The sequence below is a fragment of the Streptomyces sp. MnatMP-M17 genome (assembly GCF_900091995.1).
GTDB lineage: Bacteria > Actinomycetota > Actinomycetes > Streptomycetales > Streptomycetaceae > Streptomyces.
In genome coordinates this window covers 1-16,887 of sequence record NZ_FMDK01000630.1, presented here as the reverse complement: position 1 = coordinate 16,887, position 16,887 = coordinate 1, and the positions used below count along the sequence as shown (strand labels likewise).

13 protein-coding genes are annotated in these 16,887 nt (G+C 69.6%); 6 read left to right on the top strand and 7 right to left on the bottom strand.

Annotation, left to right across the window (positions count from 1 at the left end; genetic code table 11):
• On the top strand, positions 1–1,301 hold a 1,301-nt coding region (locus GA0115259_RS26525), incomplete at its 5' end, for a family 20 glycosylhydrolase (RefSeq protein WP_093601690.1).
• 121 nt (positions 1,302–1,422) lie between these two features.
• Here GA0115259_RS26525 and GA0115259_RS26520 read toward each other — a convergent pair.
• Genes GA0115259_RS26520 through GA0115259_RS26505 form a run of 4 tightly spaced genes read right to left on the bottom strand, consistent with a single transcriptional unit; the run spans position 1,423 to position 7,180 of the window.
• The gene (locus GA0115259_RS26520; RefSeq protein ID WP_093601688.1) at positions 1,423–2,583 is read right to left on the bottom strand and encodes an acyl-CoA dehydrogenase family protein; all 1,161 of its coding nucleotides are present in this window, start codon (positions 2,581–2,583) and stop codon (positions 1,423–1,425) included.
• 7 nt (positions 2,584–2,590) lie between these two features.
• Positions 2,591–3,532 (bottom strand): hydroxymethylglutaryl-CoA lyase, encoded by a 942-nt coding sequence (locus GA0115259_RS26515; protein ID WP_093601686.1) that lies wholly within the window; start codon positions 3,530–3,532, stop codon positions 2,591–2,593.
• Positions 3,529–5,535: an ATP-binding protein gene (locus GA0115259_RS26510; RefSeq protein WP_093601692.1), complete on the bottom strand. Its 2,007-nt coding sequence runs from the start codon at positions 5,533–5,535 to the stop codon at positions 3,529–3,531. Before GA0115259_RS26510 ends, GA0115259_RS26515 begins: the two co-directional genes overlap by 4 nt.
• A 13-nt stretch (positions 5,536–5,548) precedes the next feature.
• On the bottom strand, positions 5,549–7,180 hold the full coding sequence (locus tag GA0115259_RS26505; protein ID WP_093601684.1) for a carboxyl transferase domain-containing protein: 1,632 nt from the start codon (positions 7,178–7,180) through the stop codon (positions 5,549–5,551).
• A 109-nt stretch (positions 7,181–7,289) separates the two neighbouring features.
• Between GA0115259_RS26505 and GA0115259_RS26500 the strand changes: the two genes are divergently transcribed.
• Positions 7,290–7,913, top strand: coding sequence for an SACE_7040 family transcriptional regulator (locus GA0115259_RS26500; protein WP_093601682.1), 624 nt, complete (start codon positions 7,290–7,292; stop codon positions 7,911–7,913).
• Positions 7,914–7,947: 34 nt separating this feature from the next.
• On the opposite strand, the gene GA0115259_RS26495 is transcribed toward GA0115259_RS26500, so the two are convergent.
• Positions 7,948–8,226: a type II toxin-antitoxin system RelE family toxin gene (locus GA0115259_RS26495; RefSeq protein WP_093601680.1), complete on the bottom strand. Its 279-nt coding sequence runs from the start codon at positions 8,224–8,226 to the stop codon at positions 7,948–7,950.
• A gap of 3 nt (positions 8,227–8,229) precedes the next feature.
• Entirely contained in the window at positions 8,230–8,511 is a 282-nt protein-coding gene (locus GA0115259_RS26490; RefSeq protein ID WP_237540515.1) for a type II toxin-antitoxin system Phd/YefM family antitoxin, read from the bottom strand.
• A 169-nt stretch (positions 8,512–8,680) separates the two neighbouring features.
• Here GA0115259_RS26490 and GA0115259_RS26485 point away from each other — a divergent pair, with 169 nt between their 5' ends.
• A complete protein-coding gene (locus tag GA0115259_RS26485) occupies positions 8,681–9,466 on the top strand; it encodes a phosphatase (protein WP_093601676.1) in 786 nt (261 codons plus the stop codon).
• Positions 9,467–9,544: 78 nt separating this feature from the next.
• Here the strand turns inward: GA0115259_RS26485 and GA0115259_RS26480 are convergent, their stop codons facing one another.
• Complete coding sequence (locus GA0115259_RS26480) at positions 9,545–10,702, bottom strand: acyl-CoA dehydrogenase family protein (protein ID WP_093601674.1); 1,158 nt, start codon at positions 10,700–10,702, stop codon at positions 9,545–9,547.
• Positions 10,703–11,041: 339 nt separating this feature from the next.
• On the opposite strand from GA0115259_RS26480, the gene speB reads away from it, so the two are divergent.
• The 3 genes from speB to GA0115259_RS26465 form a co-directional block, all read left to right on the top strand.
• Positions 11,042–12,076, top strand: a complete 1,035-nt coding sequence (gene speB / locus GA0115259_RS26475) for an agmatinase (protein ID WP_093601672.1) — start codon at positions 11,042–11,044, stop codon at positions 12,074–12,076.
• Positions 12,077–12,231: 155 nt separating this feature from the next.
• The gene (locus GA0115259_RS26470; RefSeq protein WP_093601669.1) at positions 12,232–13,089 is read left to right on the top strand and encodes a serine hydrolase; all 858 of its coding nucleotides are present in this window, start codon (positions 12,232–12,234) and stop codon (positions 13,087–13,089) included.
• A gap of 140 nt (positions 13,090–13,229) precedes the next feature.
• The coding region (locus tag GA0115259_RS26465; protein ID WP_093601667.1) for an ABC transporter ATP-binding protein at positions 13,230–16,887 on the top strand (3,658 nt) is incomplete at its 3' end.

Below are 16,887 nucleotides of genomic sequence, written 5' to 3'. Positions count from 1 at the left end.
CCGGGCTGCGGCTCGGCACGGGCGAGCGGAGTCTGGGCGCGGAGGGCTACCGGCTGGAGTCCGGGCGGCGCGGTGTCACGATCACCGCCCGTGAGCCCGCCGGACTCTTCCACGGCGTCCAGACACTGCGCCAGCTGCTGCCCGCCTCGGTGGAGAAGCGCGGCGCGCAGCGCGGTCCCTGGAAGGTCGCGGGCGGCACCATCACGGACAGCCCGCGCTATGCCTACCGGGGCGCGATGCTCGATGTCTCACGCCACTTCCTGACGGTCGATCAGGTCAAGCTCTATATCGACCAGCTGGCGCTCTACAAGATCAACAAGCTGCATCTGCACCTCTCCGACGACCAGGGCTGGCGGATCGCCGTCGACTCCTGGCCGAGGCTGGCCACATACGGCGGTTCCACCCAGGTCGGCGGCGGTCCAGGCGGCTACTACACCAAGGCCCAGTACCGCGATCTGGTGCGCTACGCGGACTCCCGCGAGCTGGAGGTCATCCCGGAGATCGACATGCCGGGCCACACCAACGCCGCGCTCGCCTCGTACGCCGAGCTGAACTGCGACGGTGTCGCGCCTCCGCTCTACACGGGCACGAGCGTCGGCTTCAGCTCGCTGTGCGTGTCGAAGCAGGTGACGTACGACTTCGTGGACGACGTGGTGCGCGAGCTGGCCGCGCTCACGCCGGGCAAGTACCTCCACATCGGCGGCGACGAGGCGCACGCCACCAGCCATGCCGACTATGTGGCCTTCATGGACCGGGCGCAGGCCGTCGTCCGGAAGTACGGCAAGACCGTCGTCGGCTGGCATCAGCTCACCGGCGCCACGCCGGTCGCGGGAGCCGTGGCCCAGTACTGGGGTTACGACGCCACGGGCGCCGCCGAGCGCGCGCAGGTCGCGGCGGCGGCCAAGAAGGGCACCGGGCTGATCCTCTCTCCGGCTGACCGCGTGTATCTCGATATGAAGTACGACAGAAGCACCGCGCTGGGCCAGTCCTGGGCCGGCTACACCGAGGTGGACCGTTCGTACGGCTGGGATCCGGCGACGTATCTCGCCGATGCGGGCGTGCCCGAGGACGCGGTGCTCGGAATCGAGGCGCCGCTCTGGACGGAAACGCTCGCCACCAGTGACCAGGTGGAGTTCATGGCGTTCCCGCGGCTGCTCGGTGTCGCGGAGCTGGGCTGGTCCCCGGCGGCCACGCACGACTGGGACACGTACAAGGTGCGGCTGGCGGCGCAGGGACCGCGTATGACGGCGCTCGGTATCGACTACTACCGCTCGCCGCTGGTGCCCTGGCCGACCGGCTGACGGACCCACGCGCGGCGGGTGCCGGGGACCGGCCGGCCCTCGGCGCCCGCCGCGTACCCGCCGTGCATCTGCCGCGTACCCGCCGCGTACCCGCCGTGCACCCGCCGCGCACCGTCGTCGCTCAGCCCGGCAGGCCCAGCTCCCGTGCGATCAGCATCCGCTGGACCTCGCTCGTGCCCTCGCCGATCTCCAGGATCTTGGAGTCGCGCCACATCCTGGCCACCGGATACTCGTTCATGAAGCCGTAGCCGCCATGGATCTGGGTGGCCTCGCGGGCGTTGTCGACGGCGACCGTCGACGAGTACAGCTTCGCCAGCGCCGCCTCCTTCTTGAACGGCTCACCGTGGACCAGCCGCGAGGCCGCGTCCCGCCAGCCGATCCGCGCCATGTGCGCGCGCATCTCCATGTCGGCGAGCTTGAACTGGATGGCCTGGTTGGCACCGATCGGCCGCCCGAACGCGTGCCGCTGCTTCGCGTACGCCACCGACTCGTCCACACAGCCCTGGGCGAGACCGGTCGCCAGCGCGGAGATCGCGATCCGGCCCTCGTCGAGGATACGGAGGAACTGGGCGTATCCCCGGCCCTCCTGGCCGAGCAGATTCGCCAGCGGGACCCGTACGTCCGAGAAGGACAACTCGCGGGTGTCCGAGGCGTTCCAGCCGACCTTGGAGTAGGGCGCGGCGACGGTGAAGCCGGGCGTTCCGGACGGGACGATGATCGAGGAGATCTCCGGACGGCCGTCCGCCTTGTGGCCGGTGACGGCCGTGACCGTGACCAGTCCGGTGATGTCCGTACCGGAGTTGGTGATGAAGCACTTGCTGCCGTTGATCACCCACATGTCGCCGTCGCGCACGGCGGTGGTGCGGGTGCCTCCCGCGTCGGAGCCTGCCTCCGGCTCCGTCAGCCCGAACGCGCCGAGCACCTCGCCCGAGCAGAGGCCCGGGAGCCACTCGCGCTTCTGCTCCTCCGTACCGAAGAGATGGATGGGCATGGCGCCGAGCGAGACTCCGGCCTCCAGGGTGATCGCCACGGAGGAGTCGACGCGTGCCAGCTCTTCGAGGGCGATACCGAGCGCGAGATAGTCGCCGCCCATACCGCCGTACTCCTCGGGGAACGGCAGACCGAACAGGCCCATCCGTCCCATCTCACGGACGATCTCGTACGGGAACTCGTGCCGCTCGTAGAAATCGCCGATCTTGGGCGCCACGACGTCATGGGCGAACTCCTCGACGGTGCGGCGCAGTTCTTCGTGCTCGGCGGAGAGCCGGTGGTCCAGGGACATGGGTGCGTCACTCCTTGTGGGAGAGGGCTCGGACGGTACGGGAGGGGCTGGGACGGCCCAGCCGTTCGGCCAGCCAGACGCTGGTGGCGGTGAGCTTGCCGAGATCGACGCCGGTCTCGATACCGAGGCCGTCGAGCATCCACACGAGGTCTTCGGTGGCGAGGTTTCCGGTGGCGCTCTTCGCGTACGGGCAGCCGCCGAGGCCGCCCGCGGAGGCGTCCACCGTGGTCACACCGTGCTGGAGCGCGGCGAAGGTGTTGGCGAGTGCCTGGCCGTAGGTGTCGTGGAAGTGCACACCGAGGGCATTGGTCGGCACGCCCTCCTCGTTCAGCTCGGCGAGGAGGATCTGTACATGGCCGGGAGTGGCGACGCCGATGGTGTCGCCGAGGCTCAGCTCGTCACAGCCCAGGTCCAGCAGGGCCTTGGCGACCCGGACGACCTGATGGACGGGGACGGGACCTTCCCACGGGTCGCCGAAGCACATGGAGAGATAGCCGCGGACATGGATCTTGTCCGCACGGGCCCGCTCGACCACCGGCGCGAACATGGCGAGCGATTCGTCGACCGTACGGTTGAGATTGGCCTTGGCGAAGGACTCGGTGGCGCTGCCGAACACGGCGATACGGCGGACACCGAGGGCGATGGCACGGTCGAGGCCACGGGAGTTGGGGACGAGGACGGGAAGCGCGACCTCCCCGCCCAGATCGCCGAGGAGAGGGAACAGCTCCTCGGCGTCGGCGAGCTGAGGCACCCAGTCGGGGCGTACGAGGCTGGTGGCCTCGATGGTGGTGAGCCCGGCGTGGGCGAGCCGGTGGATGAACTCGGCCTTCACCTCGGTCGGTACGACGGCCTTCTCGTTCTGGAGTCCGTCGCGCGCGCCCACCTCGTGGATACGCACCTGGGGCGGCAGTCCCTCCGCCGGAACGGCCATGGGCAGTCCGTCGGTCATGACTCCTCCTGAGGGATGGCGGTGTCCGTGGGCGCGGTCGGCGCGGTCGGCGCGAGGTCCTCCGGTGCGGGCGCCGGGGTGACGACCGCCAGGATCTGGTCCATGGCGACGGTGGAGCCGGGCGTGACATCCAGCTCGGTGACGGTGCCCGCGTGCGGCGCGGAGATGACGTGCTCCATCTTCATCGCCTCGACGACGAGCAGACTCTGCCCGGCCGCCACCTCGTCCCCGACCGCCACCTTGACCACGGTGACGGTGCCCGGCATGGGCGCGACCAGTGAGTCCACTCCGCCGCGCGCGCCGCTCCCGCGCAGGGCGGCCTCGACGGGATCGAAGTCCACCACATGCCAGCTCTCGCCGTCCCTGCCGAGCCAGTCGCCGGCCCGATGGAATGTGTGAGTCATCCCGTCAACGGTGACCGTGACCCGGGTGGACTCCACCTGGAACCTGTCCCCGGGCCGCATCTGGTGAGCGACGGGTTCGAGTCCCGTCACCCGCAACTGGTGTGTCACCGGGACGGGTTCGCCGCCCAGGCGCCAGCCGTTCGGTACGGAGAAGGGATCCACCCATCCCGCGCGCGCGGGCGGCCGAAGCTCCGTCTGGCGTACCGCTGCCGCCGCCGCGTAGATCTCCGGCGGGACTCCGTCCGGAAGCAGGGACGCCGTGTCCCGCTCCACCAGGCCCGTGTCGAGATCGCCCGCGATCACCGAGGGATGGGCGAGAAGCCGGCGGAGGAAGCCGGCGTTCGTGGGGACGCCCAGCGTGACCGTTCCGGCGAGGGCCGCCCGTAGTCTGCGCAGGGCGGTGGACCGGTCCGGGCCATGGGCGATGACCTTGGAGAGCATCGGGTCGTACGTACTGCCGACGTCCGAGCCCTCGGAGAGGCCCGAGTCCGTCCGTACGCCGTCGCCCTGCGGCTCGCGCAGCGCCAGGACCGTACCGCCGGTGGGCAGGAATCCGCGCGCCGGGTCCTCCGCGTAGATCCGGGCCTCCACGGCGTGACCGGTGAGGGCGATGTCGGCCTGGGCGAAGGGAAGCTCCTCGCCGGCGGCGACCCGTAGCTGCCACTCGACCAGATCGAGGCCCGTGACCAGCTCCGTGACCGGATGCTCCACCTGGAGGCGGGTGTTCATCTCCATGAAGAAGTACGAGGCCGGATCGCGGCCGGGCACGATGAACTCGACCGTCCCCGCGCCCGCGTATCCGCACGAGCGCGCCGCCTGGACCGCCGCCTCGCCCATCGCCGCGCGCGTCGCCTCGTCCAGCAGGACGGACGGCGCCTCCTCGATGATCTTCTGATGGCGGCGCTGGAGCGAGCACTCGCGCTCGCCGAGATGCACCACATTGCCGTGGGTGTCCGCCAGCACCTGGATCTCGATATGGCGCGGCCGGTCCACCCACCGCTCCACCAGCAGCGTGTCGTCCCCGAAGGAGGAGCGCGCCTCCCGGCGGGCCGCCGCGATCTCCTCGGCGAGCAGCGACTCCGCGCGCACCAGCCGCATGCCCTTGCCGCCGCCGCCCGCCGAGGGCTTGAGCAGCACCGGCATACCGATCTCCGCCGCCGCGGCGGCCAGTTCGCCATCGGTCAGACCGCTGCCCGAGGAGCCGGGCACCACCGGGACGCCCGCCGCCCGGACCGTCTCCTTGGCGCGGATCTTGTCGCCCATCAGCTCGATGGCGGAGGCGGGCGGCCCGATGAAGACCAGCCCGGCGTCCGCGCAGGCCCGCGCGAACGTCTCGTTCTCCGCGAGGAAGCCATAGCCCGGATGGACCGCCTGCGCTCCCGTACGGGCCGCCGCTGCCAGCAGCCTGTCCACGGAGAGATAGCTCTCGGACGCGGCGGCCGGGCCGATCCGTACGGCCGTGTCGGCCTCCCGCACATGCCGGGCGTCCGCGTCCGCGTCGCTGAAGACCGCGACCGAGCGCACCCCCAGAGCCCGCAGAGTACGGATGACACGCACCGCGATCTCGCCGCGGTTGGCGATCAGAACCGTGTCGAACATGCCCACCCTCACATCACATCCGGAAGACGCCGAAGCCGGGCGCCGCGCTGTCCCGCTGGGGCAGTGGGGCGTTGGCACACGCGGTCAGGGCCAGACCCACCACCTGCCGGGTCTCCAGCGGGTCGATCACACCGTCGTCCCAGAGGCGCGCGGTCGCGTAATAGGCGTTGCCCTGGGTCTCGTACTGCGCGCGGATCGGCGACTTGAACGACTCCTCGTCCTCGGCCGGCCACTCCTCGCCGCGCCCTTCGATCTGGTCGCGCTTGACCGTCGCCAGCACGGACGCGGCCTGCTCGCCTCCCATGACCGAGATCTTGGCGTTGGGCCACATCCATAGGAAGCGCGGCGAGTAGGCCCGGCCGCACATCGAGTAGTTGCCCGCGCCGTACGAACCGCCGATCACGACCGTCAGCTTCGGCACCCGCGCGCACGCCACGGCCGTCACCATCTTCGCGCCGTGCTTGGCGATGCCGCCCGCCTCGTAGTCCCTGCCGACCATGAAGCCGGAGATGTTCTGGAGGAAGAGCAGCGGGATACCGCGCTGGTCGCACAGCTCGATGAAGTGCGCGCCCTTCTGGGCGGATTCGGAGAACAGGATGCCGTTGTTGGCGATGATCCCGACGGGGTGCCCATGGATCCGCGCGAATCCCGTCACCAGTGTCGTACCGAACTCGGCCTTGAACTCGGCGAACCGCGAGCCGTCGACCAGCCGCGCGATGACCTCACGGACGTCGTAGGGCGTACGGGAGTCCACCGGCACCGCTCCGTACAGCCCGGCGGGATCGGCCTTGGGCTCCTCGACCGGCTCGACGGACCAGGGAAGCGCGCCGCGCGCGGGCAGCGTGGAGACGATGGTGCGCACGATCCGCAGCGCGTGCGCGTCGTCCTCCGCGAGATGGTCGGTGACACCGGAGATCCGGGAGTGCACCTCGCCGCCGCCCAGCTCCTCGGCCGTGACGACCTCGCCCGTCGCCGCCTTCACCAGCGGCGGCCCGCCCAGGAAGATCGTGCCCTGACCGCGCACGATCACCGCTTCGTCGCTCATCGCCGGGACATACGCGCCGCCCGCCGTGCAGGATCCGAGCACCGCGGCGATCTGCGGAATGCCGGCGCCGGACATCCTGGCCTGGTTGTAGAAGATCCGTCCGAAGTGGTCCCGGTCGGGGAAGACCTCGTCCTGCATGGGCAGGAAGGCGCCGCCGGAGTCCACCAGATACAGACACGGCAGTCTGTTCTCCAGGGCCACTTCCTGGGCGCGGAGGTGTTTCTTCACCGTCATCGGGTAATACGTGCCGCCCTTGACCGTGGCGTCATTGGCGACGATCACCACCTCACGGCCGCTGACCCGGCCGATCCCGGCGATCACTCCGGCGGCCGGGGCCGCGCCGCCGTACATCCCTTCGGCCGCGAGCGGCGCCAGCTCCAGAAAGGGCGAGCCCGGGTCGAGCAGGGTGTCCACGCGGTCGCGCGGCACCAGCTTTCCGCGCGCTGTGTGGCGCGCGCGGGCCTTCTCGCCGCCGCCCAGCCGCGCCGCGGCGAGCCGCGTGCGCAGACCGAGGGCCAGGTCCTCGTGCGCCGCCTCGTTGATCCGCCAGGCCTCGGCGGACGGATCCGCGGCGCTCGCCAGCACCGGTGCCTGCTGCATCGCTCGTAGCTCCTCGCTGGGCTCGCCGGGCACTCACCGGGTTAGTGAGCGTTAACGTTGTTGCCATAAGGTTAACGACCGCTAACAGCCCTGTCTAGAATGATTTCCCATGAGCACCAGGACCGCCGCCCCGACCCGCCGCGAGCAGATCCTCAAGCACGCAGCGCGCCTCTTCGCCGAGCGTGGATTCCACGGTGTCGGCGTCGATGAGATAGGAGCGGCCGTCGGTATCAGCGGTCCCGGGCTGTACCGCCATTTCACGGGCAAGGACGCGATGCTCGCCGAACTGCTCGTCGGTATCAGCGGACGGCTGCTGGACGGCGGCAGGCTACGCGTGCGCGTGGCCGGGACGGACGGCGACCCGGCCGCCCTGCTGGCCTCGCTGATCGACGGGCATATCGACTTCGCCCTCGACGACCGCCCGCTGATCACTCTCCACGACCGTGAGCTGGACCGCCTCAGGGACAGCGACCGCAAGCTGGTCCGACAGCTCCAGCGACAGTACGTGGAGCTATGGGTCGACGTCGTACGCAAGCTCTACCCGGACGTACCGGAAACCCAGGCCCGCGGCGCGGTCCACGCCGTCTTCGGCCTGCTGAACTCAACCCCACACCTCGGCGCCCCCGGCGGGGGCCCACCGAGCCGCACGGCAACGGAATCCCTCCTGCGCCGACTGGCCCACGGAGCTTTCGCGGCACTGGGCGACGAGGACCCGGTGCCGGGGTCGGTTTAGCGGCGGGGCCGGAGTGCTCATATGGTGCGCATGCTCACATGCCGCGATGGATATCCCGGCGGTTGCCGACTGCCAGCACCCATACGATCAACAGGCCGTCCTCGATCGTATAGACGACACGATGGTCGCCGACCCGGAGCCGCCACCGGGCGCTGTGGCCCTGTAGGGCTTTGATGTCAAAGGCTGCGGTGTCGCCTTCGTCCAGCGCCTTTTGGAGCTCGCTGAGCCGGTACAGAATCCGCAGGGCCTCGGGGCGGGAGATCTTGAGCATGTCCCGCTGCGCGTGCGGGGTGAACCGCGTGACGTATCCCATGGATCAGGCGTGGTGGGAGCGGAGCGCCTCAGCCATCTCCTCAGGTGAGATGGAGCCGGCTGTTCCCTCGGATTCGGCTTCGTCGGCCAGCCGGTTGAGCCAGGCGTCCTCGCTCCGTTCCGCGATCTCCCGCAGTCGCCGGTACTCGTCGATGTCGACCAGAACGGCTTCCTCCTTGCCGCGGCGGGTGATGACGGTGGGGGTGTCGTCCCGCCGTGCGCGGTCGATGACATCCGCCAGGTGGTTGCGGACTTCGGCCATGGATGCGACTACCGGCTCGCTCATGTAACAAATGTAGCGGATGTACATCTGACAGGAAGGTCATCCAGCGCTGCCCGGAGACCTGGACACCCACAGCCGGAGACCGGGACACCTGTAGTCGAAGGCCGGGACGCTCACGCCCGGAGGCCGGGACATCCGGCGCGCGGTGTGGGGCTGACGGCACAATGGGCTCATGCCGATACCCAGCCGCGCTGCCCTCGTCGACCACCTCGTCCGCACCCGTATCGCCGGAGACGTGGCCACTCCTCGCGACAACAATCTCTCCCACTACCGCAAGCTCGCCAACGGTGACCGCCACTACTGGCTGGGCCTGGAGCTGGGCGACCGCTGGACCGACGAGCAGGACGTCCTCGCCGTGATGGCCGAGCGGTGCGGTGTCAACGACGATCCCGAGCACCGGGCCGGCCAGGACACCATCGATCCCGAGCTGACCGTCGGCGCCCTGGAGCGGATGGCCGCCCGGCTGCGCAAGGCCGTTCTGGCCAGGGAGCGCGTACTGTTCGCGACCGGCCATCCGGGCGGGCTGCTCGACGTACACCGGCAGACCGCGGACGCGCTGCGGGCCGCGGGCTGCGAGATCGTACAGATTCCCGGCGGGCTCACCGCCGACGAGGGCATGGTCTTCCAGTTCGCCGATGTCGCGATGCTGGAGCGCGGCGCGACTCTCTGGCACACCCACTCGCCGGAGCCCATGCGGGCGATCCTGGACGCCCTGGAGGGCGAGGGCAGACCGCTGCCTGATCTGGTGGTCGCGGACCACGGCTGGGCGGGATACGCGGCCCAGCGGGGACTGGACTCGGTCGGATACGCGGACTGCAACGATCCCGCGCTCTTCCTCGCCGAGGCCGAGGGCACGATGGAGGTGACGGTCCCGCTGGACGACCATGTCACGGACCCGCGCTTCTACGACCCGATGACCGCGTATCTGCTGAACGAGGCCGATCTGCTCCGACGGTGACGTCCCGGACGGTGAGGTCCGGGACGACGACTTCCTGGGCTGTGGCGTCCGGTTGTGAGGGAGGGCTCAGGAGGGCGCTCAGAGGCCCATCGACTTGGCGATGATCATCTTCATGACCTCGCTGGTGCCGCCGTAGATACGGTTGACACGGTTGTCCGCGTACAGCCGGGCGATCGGATACTCGTTCATATAGCCGTAGCCGCCATGGAGCTGGAGGCACCGGTCTATGACGCGGTGCGCGACCTCGGTGGTGAAGAGCTTCGCGGACGCGGCCTCGGCGGCGGACAGTTCGCCCAGGTCATGGGCTTCCAGCGCGCGGTCGACGACGGCCTCCGCCGCGTCCACCTCGGCCTTGCAGGCGGCCAGTTCGAACTTGGTGTTCTGGAAGGACGCCACGGACTTGCCGAAGACCGTCCGCTCCTGCACGTACTGCTGTGCGAACCGCACCGCGGCGGCGGCCTGCGCGTAGGCGCCGACGGCGATGCCCAGACGCTCCTGAGGCAGATTCTGGCCGAGATAGGAGAAGCCCTTGTTCTCCTCGCCGAGCAGATCCCCGACCGGGACCTTCACATCGCTGAAGGACAGTTCGGCGGTGTCGGAGGTCTTCAGGCCCAGCTTGTCGAGCTTACGGCCGACCGCGTAGCCCTCGGACCTCGTGTCCACGACCAGCAGGGATATGCCATGACGCCGGTCGTCGGCGGTCGGGGCGGCGGTACGGGCGCAGACGATGACGCGGTCCGCGTGAACACCGCCGGTGATGAAGGTCTTGGCGCCGTTGAGCACATAGTGCGTACCGTCCTCGGAGAGCCGGGCGGTCGTCTTCATACCGGCCAGATCGGAGCCGGTGCCCGGCTCGGTCATGGCGATGGCGTACATGGTCCGGCCACTGACGAAGTCCGGCAGCCAGCGCTTCTTCTGCTCGTCCGTGGCATACGCCTTCAGATACGGCAGGCAGAGCGCCACATGGACGCCGGAGCCGCCGAAGGAGACGCCCGCGCGTGCGGCCTCCTCGGTCATGACCGCCTGGAACTTGAAGGACTCCTCGCCCGCGCCGCCGTACTCCTCCGGCACCTCGATCCCGAAGACGCCCAGCTCACCAAGCTTGTAGTAGAAATCGCGGGGCGCCTGGCCCGCCGCGTACCACTCGTCGTAGACCGGAACGACCTCGGCCTCGATGAAGGCGCGGATGGTCTCCCGGAACGCCTCGTGGTCCTCGTTGTAGACGGTACGACGCACGGGAAAACCTCCTGCGGTTCACGGGCCGGTGGCGCACGGCCGGCCTGGGCATTCGCCATGACTGGCCCGAGCTTCGATTAAGCGCTTGCTCAGGGAAAGTTACCCGGCGGTCAGTCAGAGTGTCCAGGGGTGTGGAAAACGTGGAACGGTCGTAGACGAGGCGCTCAGTTATCCACAGGGCTGAGGACAGGTTTTCCACAGGTCCAACCGCCTGTCGGGGCGCCGGTCCATTCTTGACGCAGCAAGACCGACCAGACCGACCAGAGCAAGACAGCACCAGGCGGAACAGTGCGGTGCCAGCAGTGCGCAGCCGCACGCATCACCCGGAAAGGCCCGACGATGAGCAGCAACGGACAGGTACACCCGGCCACGGCCGACCGTGAGGACGGCCCGCGCGGTCCCGTCGACTCGTCCCGTATCCCGCGGTACGCGGGCCCGGCCACGTTCGCCCGGCTGCCCAGGCTGGACGAGGTCGGCACCGCCGATGTCGCCGTCGTCGGCGTCCCTTTCGACAGCGGCGTCTCCTACCGGCCGGGCGCCCGGTTCGGCGGCAACGCGATCCGCGAGGCGTCGCGGCTGCTGCGCCCGTACAACCCGGCCCAGGACGCCTCGCCCTTCGCGCTCGCGCAGGTCGCGGACGCCGGGGACATCGCCGCCAATCCGTTCCGTATCGACGAGGCCGTCGAGACCATCGAGGCCGCCGCCGACGAACTGCTCGGCACCGGCGCGCGTCTGATGACGCTCGGCGGCGACCACACCATCGCGCTGCCTCTGCTGCGCTCGGTGGCGAAGAAGCACGGACCGGTCGCGCTGCTCCACTTCGACGCGCACCTCGACACCTGGGACACCTACTTCGGCGCCGCGTACACACATGGCACGCCGTTCCGCCGGGCCTTCGAGGAGGGCATCCTCGACACGGAGGCGCTCTCCCATGTCGGCACCCGCGGCCCGCTGTACGGGAAGAAGGATCTGGACGACGACGCCAGGATGGGCTTCGGCATTGTCACCTCGGCCGATGTGATGCGCCGTGGGGTGGACGAGGTGGTCGACCAGCTACGGCAGCGCATAGGGAACCGCCCGCTGTACATGTCCGTCGACATCGATGTGCTCGATCCTGCGCACGCGCCCGGCACCGGCACGCCCGAGGCCGGCGGGCTCACCTCCCGCGAGCTGCTGGAGATTGTCCGGGGACTGGCGTCCTGCGATCTGGTCTCGGCGGATGTCGTCGAGGTCGCACCCGCGTACGACCACGCCGAGATCACCTCCGTCGCCGCCTCCCACACGGCGTACGAACTGACCACGCTCATGGCCCGAGGGATAGCGGAGGCCCGCACCGACGTCGAGCTCCGGAGCACAGAGCCGACGCATTCCTGAGCGCGAACACCACGTGAGCACGAACACGATTTGGTCTCGGTCAGCAATTGTGTTCGAGCCCATACAACCATTGACCCGTCCCTGTGCATCATGTCTGCGAGCGCGCCGTGCGGCGCGCTCGTTGACGCGACAGGGGCAGGGGCGGGACTCACTTCATGACTCACCAGCGAATATCCTGGCGCGCCCGTGGCGCGCTCTCCGTCGCCCTCGCCGTGGGGCTCGTACCGGTCGTCGCGGGAGCGGCGCCCGCCGTGGCCGCGACTCCGGCCGTCGGCTGTACCTCGGGCAGGGCGGGCCTCGCCGCCAAGCTGACCAAGGACATCACGGCGGCGCTCAAGTCCAGGAAGTCCACCACCGCCGTCGCGGTCTACGACCGCACGACCAATACGCGCTGCACCCTGCGCGCCACGCAGAAGTTCGACTCCGCCAGCGTGGTCAAGGTCACCGTCCTCGCGACGCTGCTCTGGGACGCGAAGAAGGCGAACCGCTATCTGACGCAGCGTGAGGTCGACCTCACGACGGCCATGATCACCAAGTCGGACAACGCGGCCACCAGCACCCTGTGGAAGCAGCTCGGTCTGACCAAGGTCAAAGGCTTCCTCAAGGCCGCCGGGATGACCCAGACCACTCCGGGCGCGAACGGTTCCTGGGGCCTCACCCAGATCACCGCGCGTGACGAGCAGCAGCTCCTGACCCTGGTGACCGCCAAGAACACCGTCCTCAGCGACAACGCCCGCAGCTACATCCTGGACCGGATGCGCCGGGTCGTCTCGTCCCAGCGCTGGGGCGTCCCGGCGGGCGCTCCGGCCTCCGCCACCGTCCAGCTCAAGAACGGCTGGCTCCAGCGGTCCACGCACGGCTGGCGCGTACACAGCATCGGCGCGTTCACCGGCAAGGGCAACAACTATCTGATCACCGTGCTCACACACGACAACAAGACCATGAACGACGGCATCAACACCATCCAGGCCGTCGCCCGGGCCGTCCACAAGGATCTCGCCGCGGCGAAGTGAGGGCCCGGCGGCGGAGACGCAGACCGGTCTCCGGTCCTAGGACCGGAGACCGGTCTCCACCGCTCTTTGTTGCGGAGGGATGAAATCCGCCGCCGCCCGCGTTGGGCCTTCCGGCAGATCAGGACGATCGGGAGGCATCAGTGGCGGCGGAGCAGGGCTGGGCACGGCGGCTGGCCGGATACGCGTGGCGCTACCGGCGCAATGTGATCCTGGCGCTCGGTTCGTCGCTGGCCGGTATGGCGGTGATGGCACTCGTCCCGCTGATCACCAAGGTCGTCATCGACGATGTGATCGGGGACGGCCGGCGCTCCCTCCTGGTCTGGACGGGTCTGCTGATCCTCGCCGCGCTCGCCGTCTACGCGGCCACCTACGTACGGCGCTACTACGGCGGCCGGCTCGCGCTCGACGTCCAGCACGATCTGCGTACGGACATGTACGACACGATCGCCCGGCTCGACGGGCGGCGCCAGGACAGTCTCTCCACCGGACAGGTCATCGGCCGCGCCACCAGCGACCTCCAGCTCATCCAGGGCCTGCTCTTCATGCTGCCGATGACCATCGGCAATGTCCTGCTGTTCCTGATATCCCTGGTGATCATGGCGTGGCTGTCACCGCCGCTGACCCTGGTCGCCCTGGCCGTGGCCCCGGCCGTCTGGTACATCGCCCGCCGCAGCCGCGCCCGGCTGCATCCCGCCACCTGGTACGCCCAGTCACAGGCCGCCGCCGTCGCCGGAGTCGTCGACGGAGCCGTCTCCGGGGTCCGGGTCGTCAAGGGCTTCGGGCAGGAGGAGCAGGAGACCGGGAAACTCCGCGAGGCCGGCCGCAGGCTCTTCGCCGGACGGCTGCGCACCATCAGACTCAACGCCCGTTACACCCCGGCGCTCCAGGCCGTTCCCGCGCTCGGACAGGTCGCGATGCTGGCGCTCGGCGGCTGGCTGGCCACCCGCGGTCAGATCACTCTCGGTACGTTCGTCGCCTTCTCCACCTATCTCGCGCAGCTCGTCGGCCCGGTCAGGATGCTCGCCATGGTGCTGACCGTCGGCCAGCAGGCGCGGGCCGGCGTGGAGCGCGTACTGGAGCTGATCGACACCGAGCCGACTCTCCAGGACGGCACCAAGGAACTGCCGGCGGACGCCATGACCTCCGTCGAGTTCGACGACGTGTCGTTCGCGTACGACGACGGCAGGCCCGTACTCGACGGCTTCTCGCTGGAGATCCGGCCCGGCGAGACCGTCGCCGTCGTCGGCTCCTCCGGCAGTGGCAAGTCCACGGTCTCGCTGCTGCTGCCCCGCTTCTACGACGTGACGCACGGCGCGGTCCTCGTCGGCGGCCATGACGTACGCGAGCTGACTCTCGACTCGCTGCGGGCCGCGATCGGTCTCGTACCGGAGGACAGCTTCCTGTTCTCGGACACCGTCCGTGCCAATGTCGCCTACGGAAAGCCGGACGCCACCGAGGAGGAGATCCTCAAGGCCGCCCGCGCCGCTCAGGCCCATGGCTTCATCAGCCAACTGCCCAATGGCTACGACACCAAGGTGGGCGAGCAGGGCCTCACCCTCTCAGGCGGCCAGCGCCAGCGCATCGCCCTGGCCCGTGCCATCCTCACCGACCCGCGGCTGCTCCTTCTCGATGACGCCACCTCCGCCGTCGACGCGCGGGTGGAGCACGAGATCCATGAGGCGCTGCGCGCGGTGATGGCCGGGCGTACGACACTGCTCATCGCCCACCGCCGCTCCACCCTCGGGCTGGCGGACCGTATCGCCGTACTCGACGGCGGGCGCCTCGCCGACATCGGTACCCATGAGGAGCTCCAGGAGCGGTCCGCCCTCTACCGGCGGCTGCTGACCGATCCGGAGGAGCTGGGCGAGGTCTCGCCCGGCCATCTCCCGGTGGCTGCCGGAGGTCCCGAGGACGTCCCGTCGCCGGAGGAGGCCCGTACCCTCCAGCGGGAGATCGACGCGGAGTTCGACGCCGAACGCGGAGTCACTCCCGCGCTGTGGATACGGGAGGAGAGGTCGTACACCGCCTCCGACGCGAAGGCGCCCGGCGCCACTCCCGAACTGCTCGCCCAGGTGGAGGCCCTGCCTCCGGCCACCGACAGCCCGGAGGTCGACGAGGCGCGCGCCGTCGCCGCCGAGGAGTCGTACGGACTGCGCCGACTGCTGCGCGGCTTCGGAGTGCCGCTGCTGATCAGCCTTGCGCTCGTCGCCGTCGACGCCGGAATGAGTCTGCTGCTGCCGGTTCTCATCCGGCACGGCATCGACCAGGGCGTCGAGCGGCTCGCGCTCGGCGCGGTGTGGGCCGCGGCCTCGCTGGGGCTGGTGGCCGTACTCGTCCAGTGGGCTGCGCAGATCGGTGAGACGCGCAAGACCGGGCGGACCGGCGAACGTATCCTCTACGCGCTGCGCCTGAAGATCTTCGCGCAGCTCCAGCGGCTCGGACTCGACTACTACGAGCGTGAGCTGACCGGTCGCATCATGACGCGGATGACGACCGATGTGGACGCGCTGTCGACGTTCCTCCAGACCGGTCTGGTCACGGCGTTCGTCTCCGTCGTCACCTTCTTCGGCATCCTGGTCGTGCTGCTGGTGATCGACGTCCAGCTCGCGCTGGTGGTCTTCGCGACTCTGCCCGTACTGATCGTGGGTACGGTCTACTTCCGCCGCAAGAGCGTGCAGGCGTACGAACTGGCCCGTGAGTGCATCAGCGCCGTCAACGCCGATCTCCAGGAGTCGGTGTCCGGGCTGCGGATCGTCCAGGCGTTCCGGCGCCAGAAGGACGGCGCCGAGCGCTTCGCCGGGCGCAGCGACCACTACCGCGCGGCCCGGGTGCGCGGCCAGTGGCTGATATCGGTGTACTTCCCGTTCGTACAGCTCCTGTCCTCGGTGGCCGCGGCGGCCGTGCTGATCGTCGGTGCCGGGCGGGTGGAGGCCGGGACGCTGACGACCGGCGCGCTGGTGGCGTATCTGCTCTACATCGATCTGTTCTTCGCGCCCGTACAGCAGCTCTCGCAGGTCTTCGACGGTTATCAGCAGGCGACGGTCTCGCTGGGCCGTATCCAGGAGCTGCTGCGGGAGCCGACCTCGACGGCCTCCTCGAAGGCGCCGCTGGATGTGCTGTCGCTGCGCGGCGAGATCGCATTCGAGGGAGTGGAGTTCACCTACAACGGGCTGGAGTCCGACGGGCCGACGCCGGACGGGCTTGTGTCCGACGGCAGGCCGACGTCCGACGGCAGGCCGACGTCCGACGGCAGGCCGACGGGCGCCGCGGATGCCGCGCTCAGCGGTGTCGAACTGCGGATACCGGCGGGCCAGACCGTCGCCTTCGTCGGCGAGACCGGCGCGGGCAAGTCGACTCTCGTCAAACTGGTCGCGCGGTTCTACGATCCGACCGGCGGCCGGGTCACCGTGGACGGCACCGATCTGCGGGAGCTGGATTTGACGGCGTATCGGCACCGGCTCGGAGTCGTACCGCAGGAGGCGTATCTCTTCGCCGGTACGGTCCGTGACGCCATCGCCTACGGACGTCCCGAGGCGCGCGACGCGGATGTGGAGGCCGCGGCCCGCGCGGTCGGCGCGCACGAGATGATCGCCACGCTGGAGGGCGGCTATCTGCACGAGGTCGCCGAGCGGGGCCGCAATCTCTCGGCGGGACAACGCCAGTTGATCGCCCTGGCCCGCGCCGAACTGGTCGATCCGGACATACTGCTGCTCGACGAGGCGACCGCGGCCCTCGATCTGGCCAGCGAGGCCCTGGTCAACCAGGCCACCGACCGGCTGGCGGGGCGCCGGACCACAC